The organism is Streptomyces sp. NPDC088733 (assembly GCF_044751185.1).
GTDB lineage: Bacteria > Actinomycetota > Actinomycetes > Streptomycetales > Streptomycetaceae > Actinacidiphila.
On the sequence record NZ_JBIVLH010000001.1, the window covers coordinates 549,393 to 568,036 of the forward strand.

15 protein-coding genes are annotated in these 18,644 nt (G+C 72.0%); 8 read left to right on the forward strand and 7 right to left on the reverse strand.

All coding sequences use genetic code 11. The annotated features are described in order from the left end of the window. Positions 1-2 precede the first annotated feature (2 nt). Positions 3-923 (reverse strand): hypothetical protein, encoded by a 921-nt coding sequence (locus ACIP64_RS02510; protein WP_401580819.1) that lies wholly within the window; start codon positions 921-923, stop codon positions 3-5. A 285-nt stretch (positions 924-1,208) separates the two neighbouring features. Between ACIP64_RS02510 and ACIP64_RS02515 the strand changes: the two genes are divergently transcribed. Then, positions 1,209-2,702, forward strand: a complete 1,494-nt coding sequence (locus ACIP64_RS02515) for a chitinase (RefSeq protein ID WP_401580820.1) — start codon at positions 1,209-1,211, stop codon at positions 2,700-2,702. A gap of 56 nt (positions 2,703-2,758) precedes the next feature. Here the strand turns inward: ACIP64_RS02515 and ACIP64_RS02520 are convergent, their stop codons facing one another. From ACIP64_RS02520 to ACIP64_RS02535, 4 genes are all read right to left on the reverse strand, one after another. Beyond that, a complete protein-coding gene (locus ACIP64_RS02520; protein ID WP_401580822.1) occupies positions 2,759-4,213 on the reverse strand; it encodes a GntP family permease in 1,455 nt (484 codons plus the stop codon). Between the two features lie 91 nt (positions 4,214-4,304). Continuing rightward, positions 4,305-4,709 carry a RidA family protein gene (locus ACIP64_RS02525; RefSeq protein ID WP_401580823.1) on the reverse strand — a complete coding sequence of 135 codons (405 nt, stop codon included), beginning with the start codon at positions 4,707-4,709 and terminating at the stop codon, positions 4,305-4,307. Beyond that, positions 4,709-5,464, reverse strand: a complete 756-nt coding sequence (locus ACIP64_RS02530; protein WP_401580825.1) for an IclR family transcriptional regulator — start codon at positions 5,462-5,464, stop codon at positions 4,709-4,711. The genes ACIP64_RS02525 and ACIP64_RS02530 overlap by 1 nt, the downstream gene beginning before the upstream one ends. Beyond that, on the reverse strand, positions 5,461-6,369 hold the full coding sequence (locus ACIP64_RS02535; protein WP_401580827.1) for a sugar kinase: 909 nt from the start codon (positions 6,367-6,369) through the stop codon (positions 5,461-5,463). Before ACIP64_RS02535 ends, ACIP64_RS02530 begins: the two co-directional genes overlap by 4 nt. A 70-nt stretch (positions 6,370-6,439) precedes the next feature. Between ACIP64_RS02535 and ACIP64_RS02540 the strand changes: the two genes are divergently transcribed. Both ACIP64_RS02540 and ACIP64_RS02545 read left to right on the forward strand, forming a co-directional pair. After that, positions 6,440-7,714 (forward strand): alanine racemase, encoded by a 1,275-nt coding sequence (locus ACIP64_RS02540; RefSeq protein ID WP_401580829.1) that lies wholly within the window; start codon positions 6,440-6,442, stop codon positions 7,712-7,714. Positions 7,715-8,292: 578 nt separating this feature from the next. Continuing rightward, positions 8,293-9,867 carry an amidohydrolase family protein gene (locus tag ACIP64_RS02545; RefSeq protein ID WP_401580831.1) on the forward strand — a complete coding sequence of 525 codons (1,575 nt, stop codon included), beginning with the start codon at positions 8,293-8,295 and terminating at the stop codon, positions 9,865-9,867. Here ACIP64_RS02545 and ACIP64_RS02550 read toward each other — a convergent pair. Further along, positions 9,788-11,590: a P-loop NTPase fold protein gene (locus ACIP64_RS02550; RefSeq protein ID WP_401580832.1), complete on the reverse strand. Its 1,803-nt coding sequence runs from the start codon at positions 11,588-11,590 to the stop codon at positions 9,788-9,790. The genes ACIP64_RS02545 and ACIP64_RS02550 overlap by 80 nt on opposite strands. A gap of 89 nt (positions 11,591-11,679) precedes the next feature. On the opposite strand from ACIP64_RS02550, the gene ACIP64_RS02555 reads away from it, so the two are divergent. Next, entirely contained in the window at positions 11,680-12,891 is a 1,212-nt protein-coding gene (locus ACIP64_RS02555) for a pyridoxal phosphate-dependent aminotransferase (protein WP_360901780.1), read from the forward strand. A gap of 78 nt (positions 12,892-12,969) precedes the next feature. Further along, positions 12,970-13,362, forward strand: a complete 393-nt coding sequence (locus ACIP64_RS02560; protein ID WP_401580834.1) for a hypothetical protein — start codon at positions 12,970-12,972, stop codon at positions 13,360-13,362. A 190-nt stretch (positions 13,363-13,552) separates the two neighbouring features. Here ACIP64_RS02560 and ACIP64_RS02565 read toward each other — a convergent pair whose 3' ends face one another. Further along, on the reverse strand, positions 13,553-15,382 hold the full coding sequence (locus ACIP64_RS02565; RefSeq protein ID WP_401580836.1) for a phosphoenolpyruvate carboxykinase (GTP): 1,830 nt from the start codon (positions 15,380-15,382) through the stop codon (positions 13,553-13,555). A 255-nt stretch (positions 15,383-15,637) separates the two neighbouring features. Here ACIP64_RS02565 and ACIP64_RS02570 point away from each other — a divergent pair, with 255 nt between their 5' ends. The 3 genes from ACIP64_RS02570 to ACIP64_RS02580 all read left to right on the forward strand — a co-directional run bounded on the left by ACIP64_RS02570 (position 15,638) and on the right by ACIP64_RS02580 (position 18,629). Then, positions 15,638-16,339 carry a hemolysin III family protein gene (locus tag ACIP64_RS02570; RefSeq protein ID WP_401580838.1) on the forward strand — a complete coding sequence of 234 codons (702 nt, stop codon included), beginning with the start codon at positions 15,638-15,640 and terminating at the stop codon, positions 16,337-16,339. A 132-nt stretch (positions 16,340-16,471) separates the two neighbouring features. Beyond that, positions 16,472-18,010 (forward strand): MFS transporter, encoded by a 1,539-nt coding sequence (locus tag ACIP64_RS02575; RefSeq protein ID WP_401580840.1) that lies wholly within the window; start codon positions 16,472-16,474, stop codon positions 18,008-18,010. Then, positions 17,997-18,629 (forward strand): TetR family transcriptional regulator, encoded by a 633-nt coding sequence (locus tag ACIP64_RS02580; RefSeq protein ID WP_401580842.1) that lies wholly within the window; start codon positions 17,997-17,999, stop codon positions 18,627-18,629. Before ACIP64_RS02575 ends, ACIP64_RS02580 begins: the two co-directional genes overlap by 14 nt. Positions 18,630-18,644: the final 15 nt, after the last annotated feature.

The window sequence follows — 18,644 nt, forward strand, 5'->3', positions numbered from 1 at the left end:
CCCTATCGCTCAAGTGCCGAGTGCTGGTGGGGAGAGCCTTCGGAGGGATCGTCGGAGGGAGGGGACGGGAGGGAGGGGGCGGTGCGGGCCGCGAGGGTGTGCGGGCGCTGCTGCGCGTGCACGACCTGACGCGGCCGCTCGGGCGGCCGGATGCGCTGGAGTCCGTCGACCGGGGCCGAGCAGAACAGGCAGCGGTCGCCGATGACCGCGAGGCCGCACCAGCCGCAGTTGTCGCGGCGTACGGAGGTGACCAGTTGGTAGAGCACGCCCACGTCGGCGATGTACGCGGTGAACTCGACGAGCTTGCCGGTCCCCCACCAGCGCGCGGAGTCCGCGGGCAGCGGCACCTCGCGCACGTGCTGGGCACGCCAGGTGCGGGCGAGCGGGCCGGTGACCCAGCCGGGGTCGACGCCGTGGCCCTGGGCGAACACGAGCTGGGTGAGGAAGGCGGGTCCGGCGGGCACCGCGGAGGGATCGGCCTCGACGAGGTGCGGCTCGGGATGGGCGAGGACGGCGAAGTGGCGGCCCGGCATCAGCGATTTCAGGTGCGCGCCGACGGGGACCTCCACGCGGTCGAGTTTGGAGACGGAACCCAGCAGCGCGCCGGAGTGGAGGTAGTGGGACAGCAGGCGGGCGGCCCCCGCGAGCACCCCGGGCCCGAGATCGGTCGCGGCGAGCTGCCGCAGCTGCTCGGCGAGCAGGACGGCGGCCAGCGGCGGCAGGTCGACGGGCACGATCGCCACCCGGTCCGCCTCCAGGGCCGCCCGTACGGTGTGCACACGGCGGCGCAGCGGGTCGGTGGGTTCGGGCGGCACGAGGACCACGAGATGGCCGTGGGCCTCCAGAGCGGCGACGGTGCGGCTCACGTGCTCCTCCAGGGGGAGCGCGAGGTCGTCCGTCGTGACCGCTATGACACTCGACACCCGTTGCCTCCCGGAACTCCCGCCCAGTCCCATCGCGGTGAGCCTATCGGTGTGTAGTGGGAGCAGTGCGCTAAGTCGCCGAACACTTGATGAAGTCGGTACCCATGGGACGGGACGAATACGCGTGCGACAGCAGATGCTGGGCGCATATGCGCGACCGCGGCGACGGGACAGCCGTACCGCCCGGGGGTATTGACCGGAGGATTGGTCTGGACCAAACTTCGACCTCACAAGAGTGGCCACTCGCGTACCCGTTGCCCAACTCCTCGCCCCCAGGAGGCAGTAGTGGAACTCGCACGCTCGCGGAGCACCGCCCTGAGAGCCGCGGCGGCCGTCGGAGCCGCCGCCCTCGCGGTGGCGGGACTCGTCGCCAACTCCGGCAGCGCGAACGCCGCCGACACCAACCTCGTGACCAACGGCGGATTCGAGAGCGGCCTGTCCGGCTGGACGTGCACCGCCTCCAGCGGCGCGGTCGTCGGCTCCCCCGTCCACGGCGGCACCAAGGCCCTTCAGGGCACGCCGTCCTCCTCGGACAACTCCCGCTGCTCGCAGACCGTCAGCGTGCGGCCCAACTCGACGTACACGCTCAGCGCCTACGTCCAGGGCAGCTACGTCTACCTCGGCGCCACCGGCACCGGCATGGCGGAGGCCTCGGTCTGGACCCCGTCCGCGACCTCGTACCAGCCGCTGTCCACCAGTTTCACCACCGGCGCGAGCACCACCTCGGTCACCGTCTACCTCCACGGCTGGTACGCGCAGCCCGCGTACCTCGCGGACGACGTCAGCCTGCTGGGCGCGCCCGGCTCGGGCACGCCCACCCCGACCCCCACGCCCACGGACCCGACGCCGACGCCGACCCCCACCCCCACGCCGACCCCGACGCCCACCGGTGGCGGCTCGCTGCCCAAGCACGTACTCACCGGCTACTGGCAGAACTTCAACAACGGCGCGACCGTGCAGACCATCGCCCAGGTGCCGAGCCAGTACGACATCATCGCGGTCAGCTTCGCCGACGCCACCACCACGCCCGGCGCGGTCTCCTTCACCCTCGACCCGGCGCTGAACTACTCCGTCAGTCAGTTCAAGGCCGACATCGCGGCGAAGAAGGCGGCCGGCAAGAAGGTCGTCGTCTCCGTCGGCGGGCAGAACGGGACGATCAGCGTCAGCGACTCCGCCTCGGCGAACACCTTCGCCAACAGCGTCTTCTCGCTGATGCAGACCTACGGGTTCGACGGTGTCGACATCGACCTGGAGAACGGGATCAACGCGACCTGGATGACGCAGGCGCTGCGCTCCCTGTCGGCCAAGGCGGGCTCCGGGCTGATCATCACCATGGCCCCGCAGACCATCGACATGCAGTCGACGTCCTTCGGCTACTTCCAGACCGCGCTCAACATCAAGGACATCCTGACCGTCGTCAACACCCAGTACTACAACAGCGGCACCATGAACGGCTGCGACGGCAAGGTGTACGCGCAGGGCACGGTCGACTTCATCACGGCCCTCGCCTGCATCCAGCTGCAGAGCGGCCTGGCCCCCTCGCAGGTCGGCCTCGGACTCCCGGCGTCCACCCGGGCGGCGGGCAGCGGCTACGTCTCGCCGGCCGTGGTGAACAACGCCCTGGACTGCCTGACCAAGGGCACCAACTGCGGCTCCTTCAAGCCCTCCACCACCTGGCCGGGGCTGCGCGGCGCGATGACCTGGTCCACCAACTGGGACGCGGCGAACGGCAACGGCTTCTCCGGCACGGTCGGCCCGCACGTGCACGGCCTGCCGTAACCCGCCGCACCGCGCCCCCGGGAGGGGTCCCGTCCCCCGGGGGCGCGGTGTCACGCTCAGACCGCCAGGCTCACCGCGCCGGCGACGGCGAAGCCCGCCACCGACAGCACGGACTCCAGCACCGTCCATGTGCGCAGCGTGTCGCGCTCGCTGATGCCGAAGTACTTGGCGACCATCCAGAATCCGCCGTCGTTGACGTGCGAGGCGAAGATCGAGCCCGCCGAGATGGCGCAGATGACCAGCGCCAGATGGGCCTGCGAGAAGTGCCCCGAGGCCAGCACCGGCTGGACGATGCCCGCCGTCGTCACGATGGCGACGGTCGCCGAGCCCTGGGCCACCCGCAGCGCCACGCTCAGCAGCCAGGCCAGCAGGATCACCGGCAGCCCGGCGTCCCCGAAGGCCTTGGCGAGCGCGTCGGCGATGCCGCTGGCCTTGAGGACCGCGCCGAAGACGCCGCCCGCGCCGACGACCAGCAGGATGTTGCCGATCGGCTTGAGCGAGGCGGTGGAGACCTGCTCCAGGCTCCGCCGGCTCCAGCCGCGCCGGATGCCGAGCAGCCAGTACGCGAGGAAGAGCGCGAGGGTCAGCGCCACGAAGGGGTGCCCGAAGAAGGTGAGCAGCGAACGGGCGGTGCCCTCGTCCATCGTGACGGAGGAGAAGGTGGCCAGCAGGATCAGCACCAGCGGGGTGCCGATGATCGCCAGCACGATGCCGACGGAGACCGGTTCCTGACGCGGCGCGGCAGCCGGCTCCCGGCCGTCGCCGAGCACCGCCTGCCGTGCCTCCTCGACGGCGTCCGCCATGTCCTGCGGCACGGGGACGAAGATGCGCCGGCCGATCCACGCCGAGAACGCCCACGCCGCCAGTACCGCCGGCAGGCCGCAGACCGCACCCATCAGGACGACCCAGCCGAGGTCCACCTGGAAGACGGCGGCCGCGGCCACCGGGCCGGGGTGCGGGGGCAGGAAGGCGTGCGTCATGGAGAGTCCCGCGAGCAGCGGGAGGCAGTAGAGCAGAATCGATTTTCCGCTGCGCTTGGCGGCCGCGTACACCAGCGGGGCCAGCACGAAGATGCCGACGTCGAAGAAGACCGGGATGCCGAAGACGAGCCCGGTCAGGCCCATCGCCAGCGGGGCCCGCCGCTCGCCGAAGGCGCCGAGCAGCCGGCCGGCCAGCGCCTCGGCGCCGCCGGAGATCTCCAGGATCGCGCCGAGCATGGTGCCGAGGCCGATGATGATCGCGACATGGCCGAGGATGCCGCCCATGCCGGTCTCGATGAGGCTGGTGGCGGTCGACCGCTGCACGGTGCCGAAGAGTTCGGTGACGCTCAGCCCGGCGGCGAGCGCCACCGCGATGGAGACCGCCAGCAGCGCCACGAAGGGCTGGAGCCTGGCCTTGATGATGAGGAACAGCAACAGGACGATGCCGAGGACGGCGACGGTCAGCAGCCCGGCGGTGCCGGGGATCAGGGCTATGAGACCGCCGGTGTGGGGGACGGGTTCGGTGTTCACTCGGGCTCCCGGTGGGTTTTCGGGCATGGGGGGACCACGGGACGGCGTACGGGTGCTGGGGTGGGACGTGTGGCGCGGTGGGGGGCGGTCGTCAGTCCAGGACGGCGAGGGCGTCGATCTCGACGAGCAGCCCGGCGGGCAGGCCGACGTAGACCGTCGTCCGGGCGGCGGGGGCGCCCTTCAGGTCGGCGAAGTACGCGTCGAAGAGGGCGTTGAACTCGGCGAAGTGGGCGGTGTCGGTGAGGTAGACGCGGATCATGACGGCGTCCTCCCAGGAGGCGCCGCCCGCCTCCAGGACCGCCTGGACGTTCGCGAGCGTCTGCAGGGTCTGCTCCCGCAGCCCCGGCCCGACCGGGGCGGGAGCCCGGCCCGCCACCGCGGGACCGAAGCCGACCTGGCCGGCGACCTGGAGGATGCCGCCCTTGCGGACGCCGTGGGAGAACCGGGCGGGCGGGGTGGTGTGGCCCGGCGGGGTGATCGCGGTCTTGTCGCTCATCAGGCTCCTTGGCTCGGTTTTCCGGAGTACTCGCGGCTGATCGCCTCCGCGGTGCGCTGGATCTGCGGACGCAGTTCGAGCAGCTCCTCCGCGCTGACGACCACATTCGGGGCGGACAGGGAACAGGCGGCCGCGACACGGCCGTCGGCGCCGCGGATCGGCGCGGCGACGCAGTTGATCGACTCCTCGTGCCCGCCGAGGTCGCTCGCCCAGCCCTGCTCGCGCACACGGGCGAGTTCGGCCAGGTGGGCTGTGGCGTCCGGGGTCGAACGGGAGGTGTAGCGCGGGTACTCCAGCCCCCGCACGACCGCGCGCCGCTCGGCCTCGGGCAGATCGGCCAGCAGCAGCTTGGCGACGGCCGCCACGGTGACGGCGACGGGCTTGCCGATCCGCGAGTACATGCGGACCGGGTACCGGCTCTCGACCTTGTCGATGTAGACGACCTCGCCCTCCTCGTACACGGCGAGGTGGACGGTGTGGCCCGTCAGTTCGCCCAGGGCGACGAGGTGGGGGTGGGCGATGCCCCGGACGTCCAGGTGCTCCATCGCCTCCTGGGCGAGCGCGAACAGCCGCGCGCCCAGGCGGTAGCGCTGGTCGTCCTGGCGGTAGACCATGCCGTGCTCGTGCAGGGTGCGCAGCAGCCGCAGCGCGGTGGACTTGTGCACGTCCAGGCGGGTGGCGACCTGTTCGAGGTTGGCGGGCCCCTCCGCGAGCAGGGGCAGGATGCGCAGCGCGCGGTCCACGGTCTGGCTCATGCGCGCAGTCTCCCCCATGCCTCCTCGCCCAGGGCGGCAAGGGAGTCGCCGCGTACCCCGATCGCCGCGGCGGCCAGCGCATGGCCGCGGGCGAGGCGGTCGGGCAGCGGCTGTTCGCGCAGCGTCGCGGACAGGAACCCGGCGGCGAAGGCGTCCCCCGCACCGACGAGGTCGGCCACGGGTGCGGCGGCCGCGGGCACGAAGACGCCCCCGCCGCCCTCGTACGCGATGGCTCCGAGCGCGCCCTGCTTGACGACGAGGACGGCGGGTTCGGGCAGCGCCTCGCGCACGGCGTCGGCGTCCGGCAGGCCCCAGGCGGCCTGCGCCTCGTCCTCGCCGACCAGGACCACGTCGCAGCGGCGGGCGAGCACGGCGAGCAGCGCCGGATCACCGGAACGCCACAGCGCGGGGCGGTAGTTGACGTCGAAGGAGATCAGCGGGCGGCCGGGCGCGGGGGCGGTGAGCTCGTGGACGAGGGCGGCGCAGGCCGCCGAGAGCGCGGCCGTGATGCCGGACAGGTGCAGGACCCGGCCCGCCCAGGCCTCCTCGCGGCCGACCACCGCCGGGGACAGGGCGGCGGCCGCGGAGCCGGCCCGGTAGTAGGCGACTTCGCCGTCGCCGGTGCGGAAGTAGACCCCGGTGGGGCGGTCGGGGTCGCGGCGCACGCCGGACACGTCGACCCCGGCCGCGGCGATCTCCGCGAGCAGGTGGTCCCCGAAGGGGTCCGCGCCGACCCCGCTGATCCAGCGGGCGGTGTGGCCGAGCCGGGCGAGCGCGCAGGCCACATTGGACTCGGCGCCGCCCGTCCCGCGCGTGAACGCGGCGGCCTCGGCGAGGCGCTGCCCCGGCGCGGAGGGCACAAAGGTCACCATGGACTCGCCCACGCACACGACGTCCACGGTCACCTCGGCTCCCTCCGGGCACCGTTGACCCGGCGCCGGCAGGGATGTTAGACACGTCGCAACACAGCACGCAATGACCGTTGCACATCATGCAACGCCCCTGGGAGGCGCGATGCGGATCGACGAGCTGCGCGAGGAACGCGTGGACCACCGCTTCAAGGGCCTTCCGCCCGACGCGGACGGACGCACCGTCGGCGAACTCGCCGCCGAACGCCGCTCCCTGTTCGACGGCGGCTTCACCACCCCGCTGCTCACGCTCTCCGCACCCGCCCTGGAGCACAACCTCACGCAGCTCGCCGCGTACGCGGCCAAGCACGGGCTGGCCTTCGCGCCGCACGGCAAGACCTCCATGGCCCCCCAGCTGTTCGCCCGGCAGATCGAGCACGGCGCCTGGGGCATCACCGCCGCGACCCCGCACCAGGTGCGGGTCTACCGGGCGTTCGGCGTGCAGCGGGTCTTCCTCGCCAACGAGATCGTCGACGCGGCGGCGCTGCGCTGGCTCGCCCGCGAACTCGCGGCGGACCCGGACTTCCGCTTCGTCTGCTACGTCGACTCCGTACGGGGCGTCGAACTCATGGACGCCGCGCTCACCCACGTCATCGACGTCGTCGTGGAACTCGGCGCGGCCGGCGGCCGCACGGGGGCGCGCGGCGCGGCCGAGGCGGCGTCCGTCGCCGACGCGGTGACCGCGTCCCGGTACCTGCGGCTGGTCGGCGTCGCCGGCTACGAGGCGCCTGCGGCGGACCCGCGGGCCTGGCTCGACGAACTCGTCGCCCTCGCGGGGGACTTCGACTCGGCCGGGCGGTTCGCCTCGACCGAGGAGATCGTGGTCAGCGCCGGCGGCAGCGAATGGTTCGACGCGGTCGCGGAGTCCTTCGGCGCGCTCTCCCTGTCCCGGCCCGTGCTGAAGCTGCTGCGGTCCGGGGCCTACGTCACCCACGACGACGTCCACTACAGGGACGTCACCCCCTTCCGCGACCGCCTCGCCGGTGAGGGATCGCTGGAACCCGCGTTCCGGCTGTGGACCCAGGTGCTCTCCCGGCCCGAACCGGGCCTCGCCCTCCTCAACGCGGGCAAGCGCGACGCGCCCTACGACCTCGACCTCCCCGTGCCGCAGGTCGTGCGCCGCGCGGACGGGTCGACCGTCCCGGCGACCGGGCTGACGGTCACGAAACTCGCCGACCAGCACGCGTTCGTGGACGTGGCGCCAGAGGGGGCCGACCTGGCGGTCGGGGACTGGGTGGGGCTGGGGGTGTCGCACCCGTGCACGGCGTTCGACAAATGGCAGCTTGTGCCTGTGGTGGGCGAGACCGGGCTGGTCACGGACTTCCTCCGCACGTTCTTCTGACCCAGGTTTGTCCCCCGCCCACCCGCCCGTGTGCCCATGAAGTCTGGGCGCCCCGACGCGCGTTGTCGGGGGCCGGGTTCGGGGCCTCCGGGGCTGCCATTCTGGACAGCACATTTAGGTGCCTCAGGTACCCGGGATTGATCACTCCGGGTTGTGCACCCAAATATGCTCCAGTGTCCAGAACGCCACCCCTCCGACCCCGCCCCCTCCGTAGTCTCCGCGCCTGATCCCCGGTGGGTGGTCTGAAGCGGCACCGTGCTCGGGCACCCGTTGGCGCAGCGCCAACAAAGTGCGCAGCCGTCACCGCCAACAGACACCCCACCGGCCGTAAGCCGCCCCAACCGGCCCCGGGAGGGGGTGCGCCGGGGTCCGCCCGCAGGGGACGAGCGGCGACCGCAGTACACGAATTGCAGGGGTAACCCGCGAGCGCCGTGGGGGTCCCCCCGGCCGAAGGTTGGGGGAGGACTCCGGAGCGGCGCCGACCCCACAACGCACCCAGCGGGGCCCGCACTTACCGCGCCGGGCACTCGGGAGGGAGGGCGGGGAAAAAACCTTACGGACGAGGAGGAGCGCCGCACATGGATCTGGCGATCAGGAACGCGTACATCGTGGACGGCACCGCAGGTGCACCGTACAGAGCCGACGTCGGCATCCGCCAAGGCCGCATCACCGCGATCCAGCCCCACATACGCGGCGCACGCCGCGAACTGGACGCGACCGGCCTGGCGCTCGCGCCAGGATTCATCGACATGCACGCCCACAGCGACCTCGCCCTGCTCACCGACCCCGCGCACGAGGCGAAGGCGGCGCAGGGCGTGACCTTGGAGGTGCTGGGCCAGGACGGCCTGTCGTACGCGCCCGTGGACGACCGCACCCTGGCCGAGCTGCGCAGCCAACTCGCGGGGTGGAACGGCGATCCCGAGGGTCTGGAGTACGACTGGCGCAGTGTCGGCGAGTACCTGGACCGCCTGGACCGGGGGGTCGCGGTGAACGCCGCGTACCTGGTCCCGCAGGGCACCGTGCGGATGCTGGCCGTGGGGTGGGAGGACCGCCCGGCGACCCCGGCGGAGCTGGACCGGATGAGGGGGCTGGTCGCGGAGGGCATGGCGCAGGGGGCGGTGGGGATGTCGTCGGGGCTGACGTACACCCCGGGGATGTACGCCTCGGACACGGAACTGACCGAGCTGTGCCGGGTCGTGGCCGCGCACGGCGGCTACTACTGCCCGCACCACCGCAGTTACGGCGCGGGGGCGCTGGAGGCGTACGCGGAGATGATCGCGCTGACCCGGGAGGCCGGCTGCGCGCTGCATCTGGCGCACGCGACGATGAACTTCGGGGTGAACGAGGGCCGTGCCCCGCAGTTGCTGGCGCTGCTGGACGAGGCACTGGCGGCGGGCGGGGACATCACCTTGGACAGCTATCCGTACCTGCCGGGCTCCACGACGCTCGCGGCGACCCTGCCGAGTTGGGCCACGGAGGGCGGCCCCGAGGCGACTCTCGCCCGGCTCCGGGACGACGCGCAGGCGGAGCGCATCCGGCACGTGATGGAGGTGGAGGGCTCGGACGGCTGCCACGGCGTGCCGATGGACTGGTCGTCGATCGAGGTCTCCGGGGTGCGGGAGCCCGCCCTCGCGGGCCATGTGGGCCGCCGGGTCCCGGACTTCGCGACCGCGCGCCGCCTGCTGCTGGAGGACCGCCTGGGCACGACGATCCTCCAGCACGTGGGGCATGAGGAGAACGTCCGGGCGATCATGCGGCACCGCGTGCACACCGGCGGCAGCGACGGCCTGCTCGTCGGGGACAAGCCGCACCCCCGGGCGTACGGCACCTTCCCGCACTACCTGGGCCACTACGTGCGCGAGCTCGGCGTGCTCCCGCTGGAGGAGTGCGTCGCGCATCTGACCGGCCGGCCCGCCGCCCGGCTGCGGCTGCCCGACCGCGGGCTGGTCCGCGAGGGGTACCGCGCCGACCTGGTGCTGTTCGACCCGGCGACGGTGGCGGCGGGCGCGACGTTCGAGCGGCCGCGGGCGCTGCCCACGGGCATTCCGTACGTGCTGATCGACGGCCGGTTCGTCATCGAGGACGGCCGTCGCACCGACGTGCTGGCGGGCCGTTCGGTGCGGGCCCGGGGTGCCGCAGGACCTGGTCGATGAGCTCGCGCAGCACGGCGGGTTCGCAGACGACCCCGAGGGCGCCGGCCCGGTGGGCCCGCTCCTCGCGTTCCGGGGAGACCCATCCCGCGTAGAACACCGCGGGGCCGGTGTGGAGGCCTGTGCCGCGCAGGTGCTCGAGGTCGGTGAAGCCCGCCCGGGGATCGCCGTGCCGCTCGATGTCGGAGATCAGCAGGTCCGCGGCGGCGAGCGGCAACCGCTCCTCGGCACCCGTGCGGTCCTCGACGACCTCGACGTGGGCGCCGTTGTGCCGCAGAGCCCGTACCTCGGTGGCGACGGTCCCGGGGTTGTCGTCGATCCACAGCACGCGCCGTCCGGAGTACGGGCCGTCGTCCGGGGCCGGGGAGGGTTCGGGGCCGGGCCCAGCTTCGGGGCCGTCCAGGTCGACGGTCGTGACCACGGCGGCCTGGGGGGAGCGTCGCAGGCGGTGGATCAGTTCGGCGGCTTCGGGCATGCGGACGAGGTCGTCGACGAGGGAGGTGAACGCACGGTCCGCGACCAGCGCGGGAAAGGCCGGCGGAAGCTGCCGCTCCAGTTCGGCCAGGGCCTGGGCGCGCTCCTGCGGTCCGGGGTCGGCAGCGAGCGGCACCTCGTGCTCGGTGAGAAGGCGGCGCACCAGTGCGTCACCCTGGCCGGTGGGCGCCGCGGGCGAGCGCAGCAGGCGCCGCACTGCCCGGTAGTCCAGGAACTCTCTGATCGCATCGCTGCCGCGGCCGCCGATCAGCACGCTGTGGAAGTCGCCGTACAGGTATTGGAGCAGGAGCGTGCGGAGCATGACCTCGGGACCGAAGTCCTGCCAGACGGGGTTGAGCCCGGCCTCCAGGACGAGGCCGTTGAGCAGCTTCTTGACCCGGCGCGGATTGCCCCCGGTGCGTTCGGCGAGCAGGCCGACGTGGGTGTCCTCGAGGAGGGCTCCGATGCCGGCCCGTTCGGCGCATCCGCGCACGTACCCCTCGATGTCCTCCGGGGGCGGGACACGGTAGTTGGTCTGGAAGACCTTCTCCATGAAGGCCGAACCCGCCGGGGAGAGGCCGCCGAGAAGACCGCCCGGGGACAGCGCGGAGCGGTCACAGCCGATGACGAAGGCCACCCCCGGGACGTCGAGATAGACCTTGACGGCCTCGCAGACGGCGAGCACGGTCTCCTCGGTGCAGCGGTCGAGGTCGTCGATGAAGACGACGAGCAGCCGCCGCGGGGCGTACTCGCCGCTGCCGGCCCATTGGGTCGCCAGGGCCCGCAGGGCGTCCCGCATCTCGTTGCGGGCCTGCGCATCGGCGGAGAGGCTGCGCCACAGTTCGTCGACCAGGCCCGCCGCACCGAGCGGTCCGGCGAGCAGCGCGGTCGCGGCGCGCAGGACCCGCAGCAGGGCACGGTGCTCGGTCGCGCGGTGCAGGGCGCGGCGAAGCAGCCGGCGGTCGAACTGCATCAGGACGGACTTGATCAGGCCTTCCAGGGCGTCCGCGCCGCGGGAGGTCCAGGCGTTGTACCAGACGGTGTGGACGTCGGCGGTGCCTCGCAGCTCGGCGTCGACCAGGCGCATCAGGCTGCTCTTGCCCGTCCCCCAGCCGGCGTCGACGGCGAGGGTGAACGGGGTGGAGCCACGCGAGTCGAGGAGCAGCCGGGCCAATTGCCGCGCGGGGCGCCCCGCGCCGAGGAGGTCGTCGTCGGCACTGGTGACAGGTTCGTCGTTGAGTAACGAGAACATGCGGCGAGAGTAGCGGTACGTCACCATTCGGCGCACAGGTGGCCAAGAACACGGGGCGAGGGGGGTGGGCTGGCCGTAAGCTCACGGACATGCAGGTGATCCAGTCCACGAAGCTCTCCAATGTCTGCTACGACATCCGCGGCCCGGTGCTGGAGGAGGCCATGCGGCTGGAAGCGGCAGGTCACCGCATCCTGAAGCTGAACACCGGCAATCCGGCGGCCTTCGGGTTCGAGTGCCCGCCGGAGATCCTGGAGGACATGCTGCGCAGCCTCGGCGGCGCGCACGGCTACGGCGACTCCAAGGGCATCCTCCCGGCGCGGCGCGCGGTGATGCAGCACTACCAGACCAAGGGCATCGACCTGGACGTCGAGGACATCTACCTCGGCAACGGGGTGTCCGAGCTGATCCAGATGGCGATGCAGGCGCTGCTGGACGACGGCGACGAGGTGCTGATCCCGGCTCCGGACTACCCGCTGTGGACGGCGGCGGTGTCGCTGTCCGGCGGCACGCCGGTGCACTACCGGTGCGACGAGCAGGCGGACTGGTTCCCCGACCTGGCCGACATCGAGCGGAAGATCACCGACCGCACCAAGGCGCTGGTGATCATCAACCCGAACAACCCGACGGGCGCGGTGTACGACGACGAGCTGCTGCGGCAGCTGACCGACATCGCCCGCCGGCACAACCTGATCGTCTGCTCCGACGAGATCTACGACAAGATCCTCTACGACGGGGTGACCCACACCCCGACCGCGGCCATCGCCCCCGATCTGCTGACGCTCACCTTCAACGGGTTGTCGAAGGCGTACCGGGTGGCGGGCTACCGCAGCGGCTGGCTCGCGGTGTGCGGCCCCAAGGAGCACGCGACCAGCTATCTGGAGGGCCTGACCATCCTGGCCAACATGCGGCTGTGCGCCAATGTGCCGGCGCAGCACGCGGTGGCCACGGCGCTGGGCGGCCGCCAGTCGATCAAGGACCTGGTGCTGCCGGGCGGGCGACTGGCCGAGCAGCGGGACGTGGCGTACGAGCTGCTGACGCAGATCCCCGGCGTCACCTGTGTGCGGCCGAAGGGCGCGCTGTACGCGTTCCCGCGGCTGGACCCCAAGGTCTACAAGGTCAAGGACGACCAGCAGATGGTGCTGGACCTGCTGCGCGCGGAGCGGATCCTGGTGGTGCAGGGCACCGGCTTCAACTGGCCGGAGCCGGACCACTTCCGGCTGGTCACGCTGCCGTCGAAGGAGGATCTGACGGACGCGGTCGGCCGGATCGGGCGGTTCCTGGACGGTTACGGCCAGCCGTAGGCCGGATGGCTCGATTCACTCCCTCCTTAGACTCTGTCCAAGGTAGGATGTACTCCTGAATGCAGGAGGAGTGCACCCATGTACGAACCGATCCGCACCAAATCGGTCCATACGGCGGCGGCACCGCGCCTTCCGCGACGCAGCCGTGACGAGGAGCTGGACCTCCAGCTCGCCGGACACCTCGCCGCCCTGCTGACCGTCACCGACGAGCTGCGGGGGCCGGTACCGTGCCCCGAGCTCGACCGTGCGGCGGAACAGCTCGCGGACGTGGTGACGCGGCTGTACCACGGACGGCGGCCGCTCCGGCTCCCCGCCGGTCCGCGGGCCGGGGATCCCGACCGCAGGGCCGCCCTCCACCGGCGGGCGCACGCGCTCGCCGGCCGGGCACTGGTCGTCGCCGAGTCACGGCAGGACACGGAGGCCGCGGCGCTCGCCGAGCGCCGTCTCGCCGCCCACGCCGGCACCGTCTGAACGACCCGGGGCCCGGGCACGACGTCGCACGCGTCATGCCCGGGCCCCGGGCTGTGAGGGTCGGCCGGACCCGCCGGGCGAGGGTGGTCAGGGTCAGGGACCCCCCGCCGCCGGGCCGTGCCTACCGCCGGGACCGCCCGCCCGCGCCGCACACGCGAGGAGGGCCGGGCGCCCCGGATTCCGGTGGGCGTCAGCCCAGGCGCTTCACCAGGGCGCGGTACTCGTCCCACAGCTCCTTGGGCGTGTGGTCGCCGAAGGTCTCCAGGTGGGACGGGATGAGCGAGGCCTCCTCGCGCCAGGTGTCGAGGTCGACCGACAGCAGCAGGTCGAGGTCCTTCTGCTCGATGTCGAGCCCCGTGACGTCGAGGGAGCCCTCGGCCGGCAGCACGCCGATCGGGGTCTCGACGCCCTCGGCCCGGCCGTTGAGACGCTCGACGATCCACTTGAGCACGCGGCTGTTCTCGCCGAAGCCCGGCCACACGAACCGGCCGTCCGCGTCCTTGCGGAACCAGTTCACGTAGTAGATCTTCGGCAGCTTGTCCGCGTCGTGCGTCTTGCCGAGCCCGACCCAGTGGCCGAAGTAGTCGCCCATGTTGTAGCCGCAGAACGGCAGCATGGCGAACGGGTCGCGGCGCAGTTCGCCGACCTTGCCCTCGGCGGCGGCGGTCTTCTCGGAGGCGACGTTGGCGCCGAGGAAGACACCGTGCTGCCAGTCGAAGGACTCCGTGACCAGCGGCACCGCGGAGGCGCGGCGGCCGCCGAAGAGGATGGCCGAGATCGGCACGCCCTTCGGGTCCTCCCACTCCGGCGCGATCGTCGGGCACTGCGCGGCGGGAACGGTGAAGCGGGCGTTGGGGTGGGCGGCGGGTGTCCCGGACTCCGGCGTCCAGGAGTTGCCCTTCCAGTCCGTGAGGTGGGCCGGGAGCTCCTCCGTCATGCCCTCCCACCAGACGTCGTTGTCGTCGGTGAGGGCGACGTTGGTGAAGACCGAGTTGCCCCACAGGGTCTTCATGGCGTTGGCGTTGGTGTGCTCGCCGGTGCCCGGCGCGACGCCGAAGAAGCCGGCCTCGGGGTTGATCGCGTAGAGGCGGCCGTCCTCGCCGAAGCGCATCCAGGCGATGTCGTCGCCGATGGTCTCCACGGTCCAGCCGGGGATCGTGGGCTCCAGCATCGCGAGGTTGGTCTTGCCGCAGGCGCTGGGGAAGGCGGCGGCGACGTACTTGACGGCCTCGACTCCGCCGCGCGGCGGGGTGAGCTTCAGGACGAGCATGTGCTCGGCCAGCCAGCCCTCGTCACGCGCCATGACCGAGGCTATGCGCAGCGCGTAGCACTTCTTGCCGAGCAGCGCGTTGCCGCCGTAGCCGGAGCCGTAGGACCAGATCTCGCGGCTCTCGGGGAAGTGCGAGATGTACTTGGTGGAGTTGCACGGCCACGGAACGTCGTCCTGACCGGGCTCCAGCGGGGCGCCCACGGTGTGCACGGCCTTCACGAAGAAGCCGTCCTCGCCGAGTTCGTCCAGCACGTCCTGACCCATGCGCGTCATGGTGCGCATCGCGGTGGCGACGTACGCGGAGTCGGTGATCTCCACACCGAGCGCGGACAGCTCGGAGCCCAGCGGGCCCATGCAGAACGGGACCACGTACATGGTCCGGCCGCGCATGGCGCCGCGGAACAGTCCCCCGGTACCGCCCTCACCGGTGAAGATCTCCCGCATCTCGGCGGGAGCCATCCAGTGGTTGGTCGGACCGGCGTCCTGCTCCTTCTCCGAGCAGATGAAGGTGCGGTCCTCGACACGAGCGACGTCGGTCGGGTCGGAGGCGGCGTAGTACGAGTTGGGGCGCTTGATCGGGTCGAGCTTCTTGAAGGTGCCCTGCTTCACGAGCCCGTCGGCCAGGCGCTGGTACTCCTCCTCCGAGCCGTCGCACCACACGATCTCGTCGGGCTGGGTCAGTTCGGCGATCTCGCCGACCCAGGCGATCAGGTCCTGATGTTGGGTGGGAGCCGCATTGACGCGCGCCACGATCGCTCCGTTCCGCCCGGTGTGCACTCACCTGGCGTCAGTTTTCGAGGGTGTTTTGTTGGGACCCCTTGGGGGCTGCGACCCGGATGCTGCTTCGTGGGTTGCTCATCCGGTGCCGACCGCACTCATATGAGTATCAGGACAGGAAACACGATCTGTCCAGGGCGCGTGGGGTGAGCATCGCCACTCCCAACGTCCGGCGACATTGCAAATTACCTCACGGTAACCTACGCCAGCGTAGGTAGCATTGACCCCATGAGCTCCGTGGACGAGACTCCCGTTGTGCCTCCCGCCCTTGATGAACTCGCCTCCGCCACCGCCCCGCTGAAGCCCAAGCTCAGGGGGTGGTTGCATGCCGGGATGTTTCCCGCCGTCCTCGTCGCGGGCGTCGTCCTGACCGCCTTCGCCGAGAGCACCCGCGGGCGGATCGCCTGCGCGGTCTTCACCGTGACCGCCTGCGCGCTGTTCGGCGTGAGCGCGCTCTACCACCGCGGCAACTGGGGCCCGCGCGGCGAGGCCGTGCTGCGCCGGCTCGACCACGCGAACATCTTCCTGATCATCGCGGGCACCTACACGCCGTTCACGCTGCTCCTGCTGCCCACCGGCAAGCAGGAGATACTGCTCTGGCTGGTGTGGGCGGGAGCCCTGGCCGGCATCGCCTTCCGGGTCTTCTGGGTCGGCGCCCCGCGCTGGCTCTACACGCCCTGCTACATCGCGCTCGGCTGGGCGGCCGTCTTCTTCCTGCCCGACTTCATGCGGCACGGCGGGGTCGCCGTGCTGGTGCTGATCATTGTCGGCGGCCTGCTGTACAGCATCGGCGCGATCGTCTACGGCACCAAGCGCCCCAACCCCTCGCCGCGCTTCTTCGGCTTCCACGAGGTCTTCCACTCGTTCACGCTCGCGGCCTTCATCGCCCACTACGTCGGCATCTCGCTGGTGGCCTACACCCACGCGTAGCCACCCGCAGCGGCCCCGAGAGCCCCGCGCACCGCACCGGCGGTCCGCGGGGCTTTCGCATGCCCGCATTGATAGCTACTCTTTTTTGAGAGTCACTGTCATTTGACGTCGGCTATCAGAAAGAGCTGTGCCATGACAACGAACGACCCCCGCCGCTGGTGGGCCCTCGGGGCCCTGGTGGCGAGCATGCTCGTCCTCGGTTTCGACATGACGATCCTGAACGTCGCCCTGCCGACCATGGCCGCCGAACTCGGCGCCGACACCGGCGACCAGCAGTGGATCGTGGACGCCTACACCGTGGTGTTCGCCGCCGCGATGCTCCCGGCGGGCCTGCTGGGCGACCGCTGGGGGCGGCGCCGGATGCTCATCGCGGGCCTGGCGGTCTTCCTCGCCGGCTCCGTGCTCGGCGTCCTCGCCGGCAGCCCCGGAACAGTGGTCGCCGCCCGCACGGTGATGGGCCTGGGGGCCGCGCTGGTGATGCCGCTCGCGCTGTCCGTGCTCCCCTCGCTGTTCGGGCCCGAGGAGCGCTCGAAGGCCGTCGGCGCGGTCACCGCCGCCATGGCGCTGGGCCTGCCGCTCGGGCCGATCATCGGCGGCGCCCTGCTCGACCACTTCTGGTGGGGCTCGATCTTCCTGATCAACATCCCGCTGGTCGCCGTCGGCATCACCGCCTGCCTGCTGCTGCTCCCCGAGACCCGCGACCCCGCCACCCCCCGGATCGACCTGCCGAGCACCGTGCTGGCGATGACCGGACTCGGCACGCTCGTTCTCGGCATCATCGAGGCCCCGCGGCGCGGCTGGACCGACCCCCTGGTGCTCCTCGCGCTCTTCGGCGCGCTCGCCCTGCTCACCGGACTCGTGATGCGGGAACGACGCCAGGAGCGGCCGATGCTCGACCTCGGACTGCTGCGGCAGCGCGGCTTCCTGTGGAACGCGGTCGCCGCGACGCTGGTCACGTTCATCCTCACCGGGCTGCTCTTCGTCCTGCCCCAGTACCTTCAGGCCGTGCTCGGCAACGACGCCCTGGGCACCGGCCTGCGGCTGCTGCCCATGATGGGCGGCCTGATGGTGGCGGCCCGGGGCAGCGCGCCGCTGGTGGCCCGGTTCGGGGCACGGCCGGTGGTGACCGCCGGGCTGCTGGTGCTCGCCGGGGCCGCCGTGCTCGGCAGCCGTACGCAGGTCCACGACGGCTACGGGTTCACCGCGCTGTGGCTGTCGGTCACCGGGTTCGCCTTCGGCTTCGCGATGATCCCGGCCATGGACGCCGCGCTCGGCGCCCTGCCGAGGGAACGCGCGGGTGCCGGCTCCGGGCTGCTGATGACCCTGCGGCAGACCGGCGGCGCGATCGGCGTGGCGATCCTGGGCAGCCTGCTCGCGGGCGCGTACACCGACCGGCTCGACACCACCGGCCTGCCCGCCGCGGCCGCCGGCACCGCCGCGGACTCCGTCGGTGCCGCGCACGCGGTGGCCGCGGCCCTCGGCGACCGGGCGCTGGCCGCCTCCGCGGACGCCGCCTATGTGCACGGCATGGACCTCGCCCTGCTCGTCTGCGGCGCCGCCTCGGTGGCGGCCGCCGTCCTGACCGCCCTCTTCCTGCCCGGCACCGGCGGGAAGCCGCGGACGGCGGCTCCCGCCGACGTGGCAGCGCCGGTGGTCGATGCCCGACAATGACCACGTGACCGCACCGACCAGCCCGACACGCCCGAGCCTGCGCGAGCGCAAGAAGATCCAGACCCGCCGGGCCATCCGCCGCGCGGCCTACCGGCTCTTCGAGGCGCAGGGGTACGACGGCACCACCGTCGAGCAGATCGCGGACGCGGCCGAGGTCTCCGCCAGCACGGTCTTCCGGTACTTCCCGACGAAGGAGGACATCGTCCTCACCGACGAGTACGACCCCGTCATGGTGGCCGCGCTGCGCGACCGCCCGGCGACGGAGCCCATCGTCGAGTCGATCCGGCACGCGCTGCTGGGACCGATGCGGGAGATGTTCGCCGACCCGGCCGAACTGGACGAGATGCGGCAGCGGTTGCGCCTGGCGCGCACCGTCCCGGCCATCCGCGCCCGCATGGGCGAGAACATCCAGCAGTCCAGCCTGCTGCTGTCCTCCGTCACGGCCGAGCGCCTGGGGCGCCCCGAGGACGACTTCGAGATCCGGGTCGTCGTCGGGGCGCTGATCGGCGCCTGGGGCGAGGCCATCTTCCACTGGATCGACACCGGCGGCGGCGCCGACCTGGCCGACCTCCTCGACCGTGCGCTCACCCTGCTCGCGGCCAACCTGAACGAGCGCTGACCGGCTTTTCCCGCG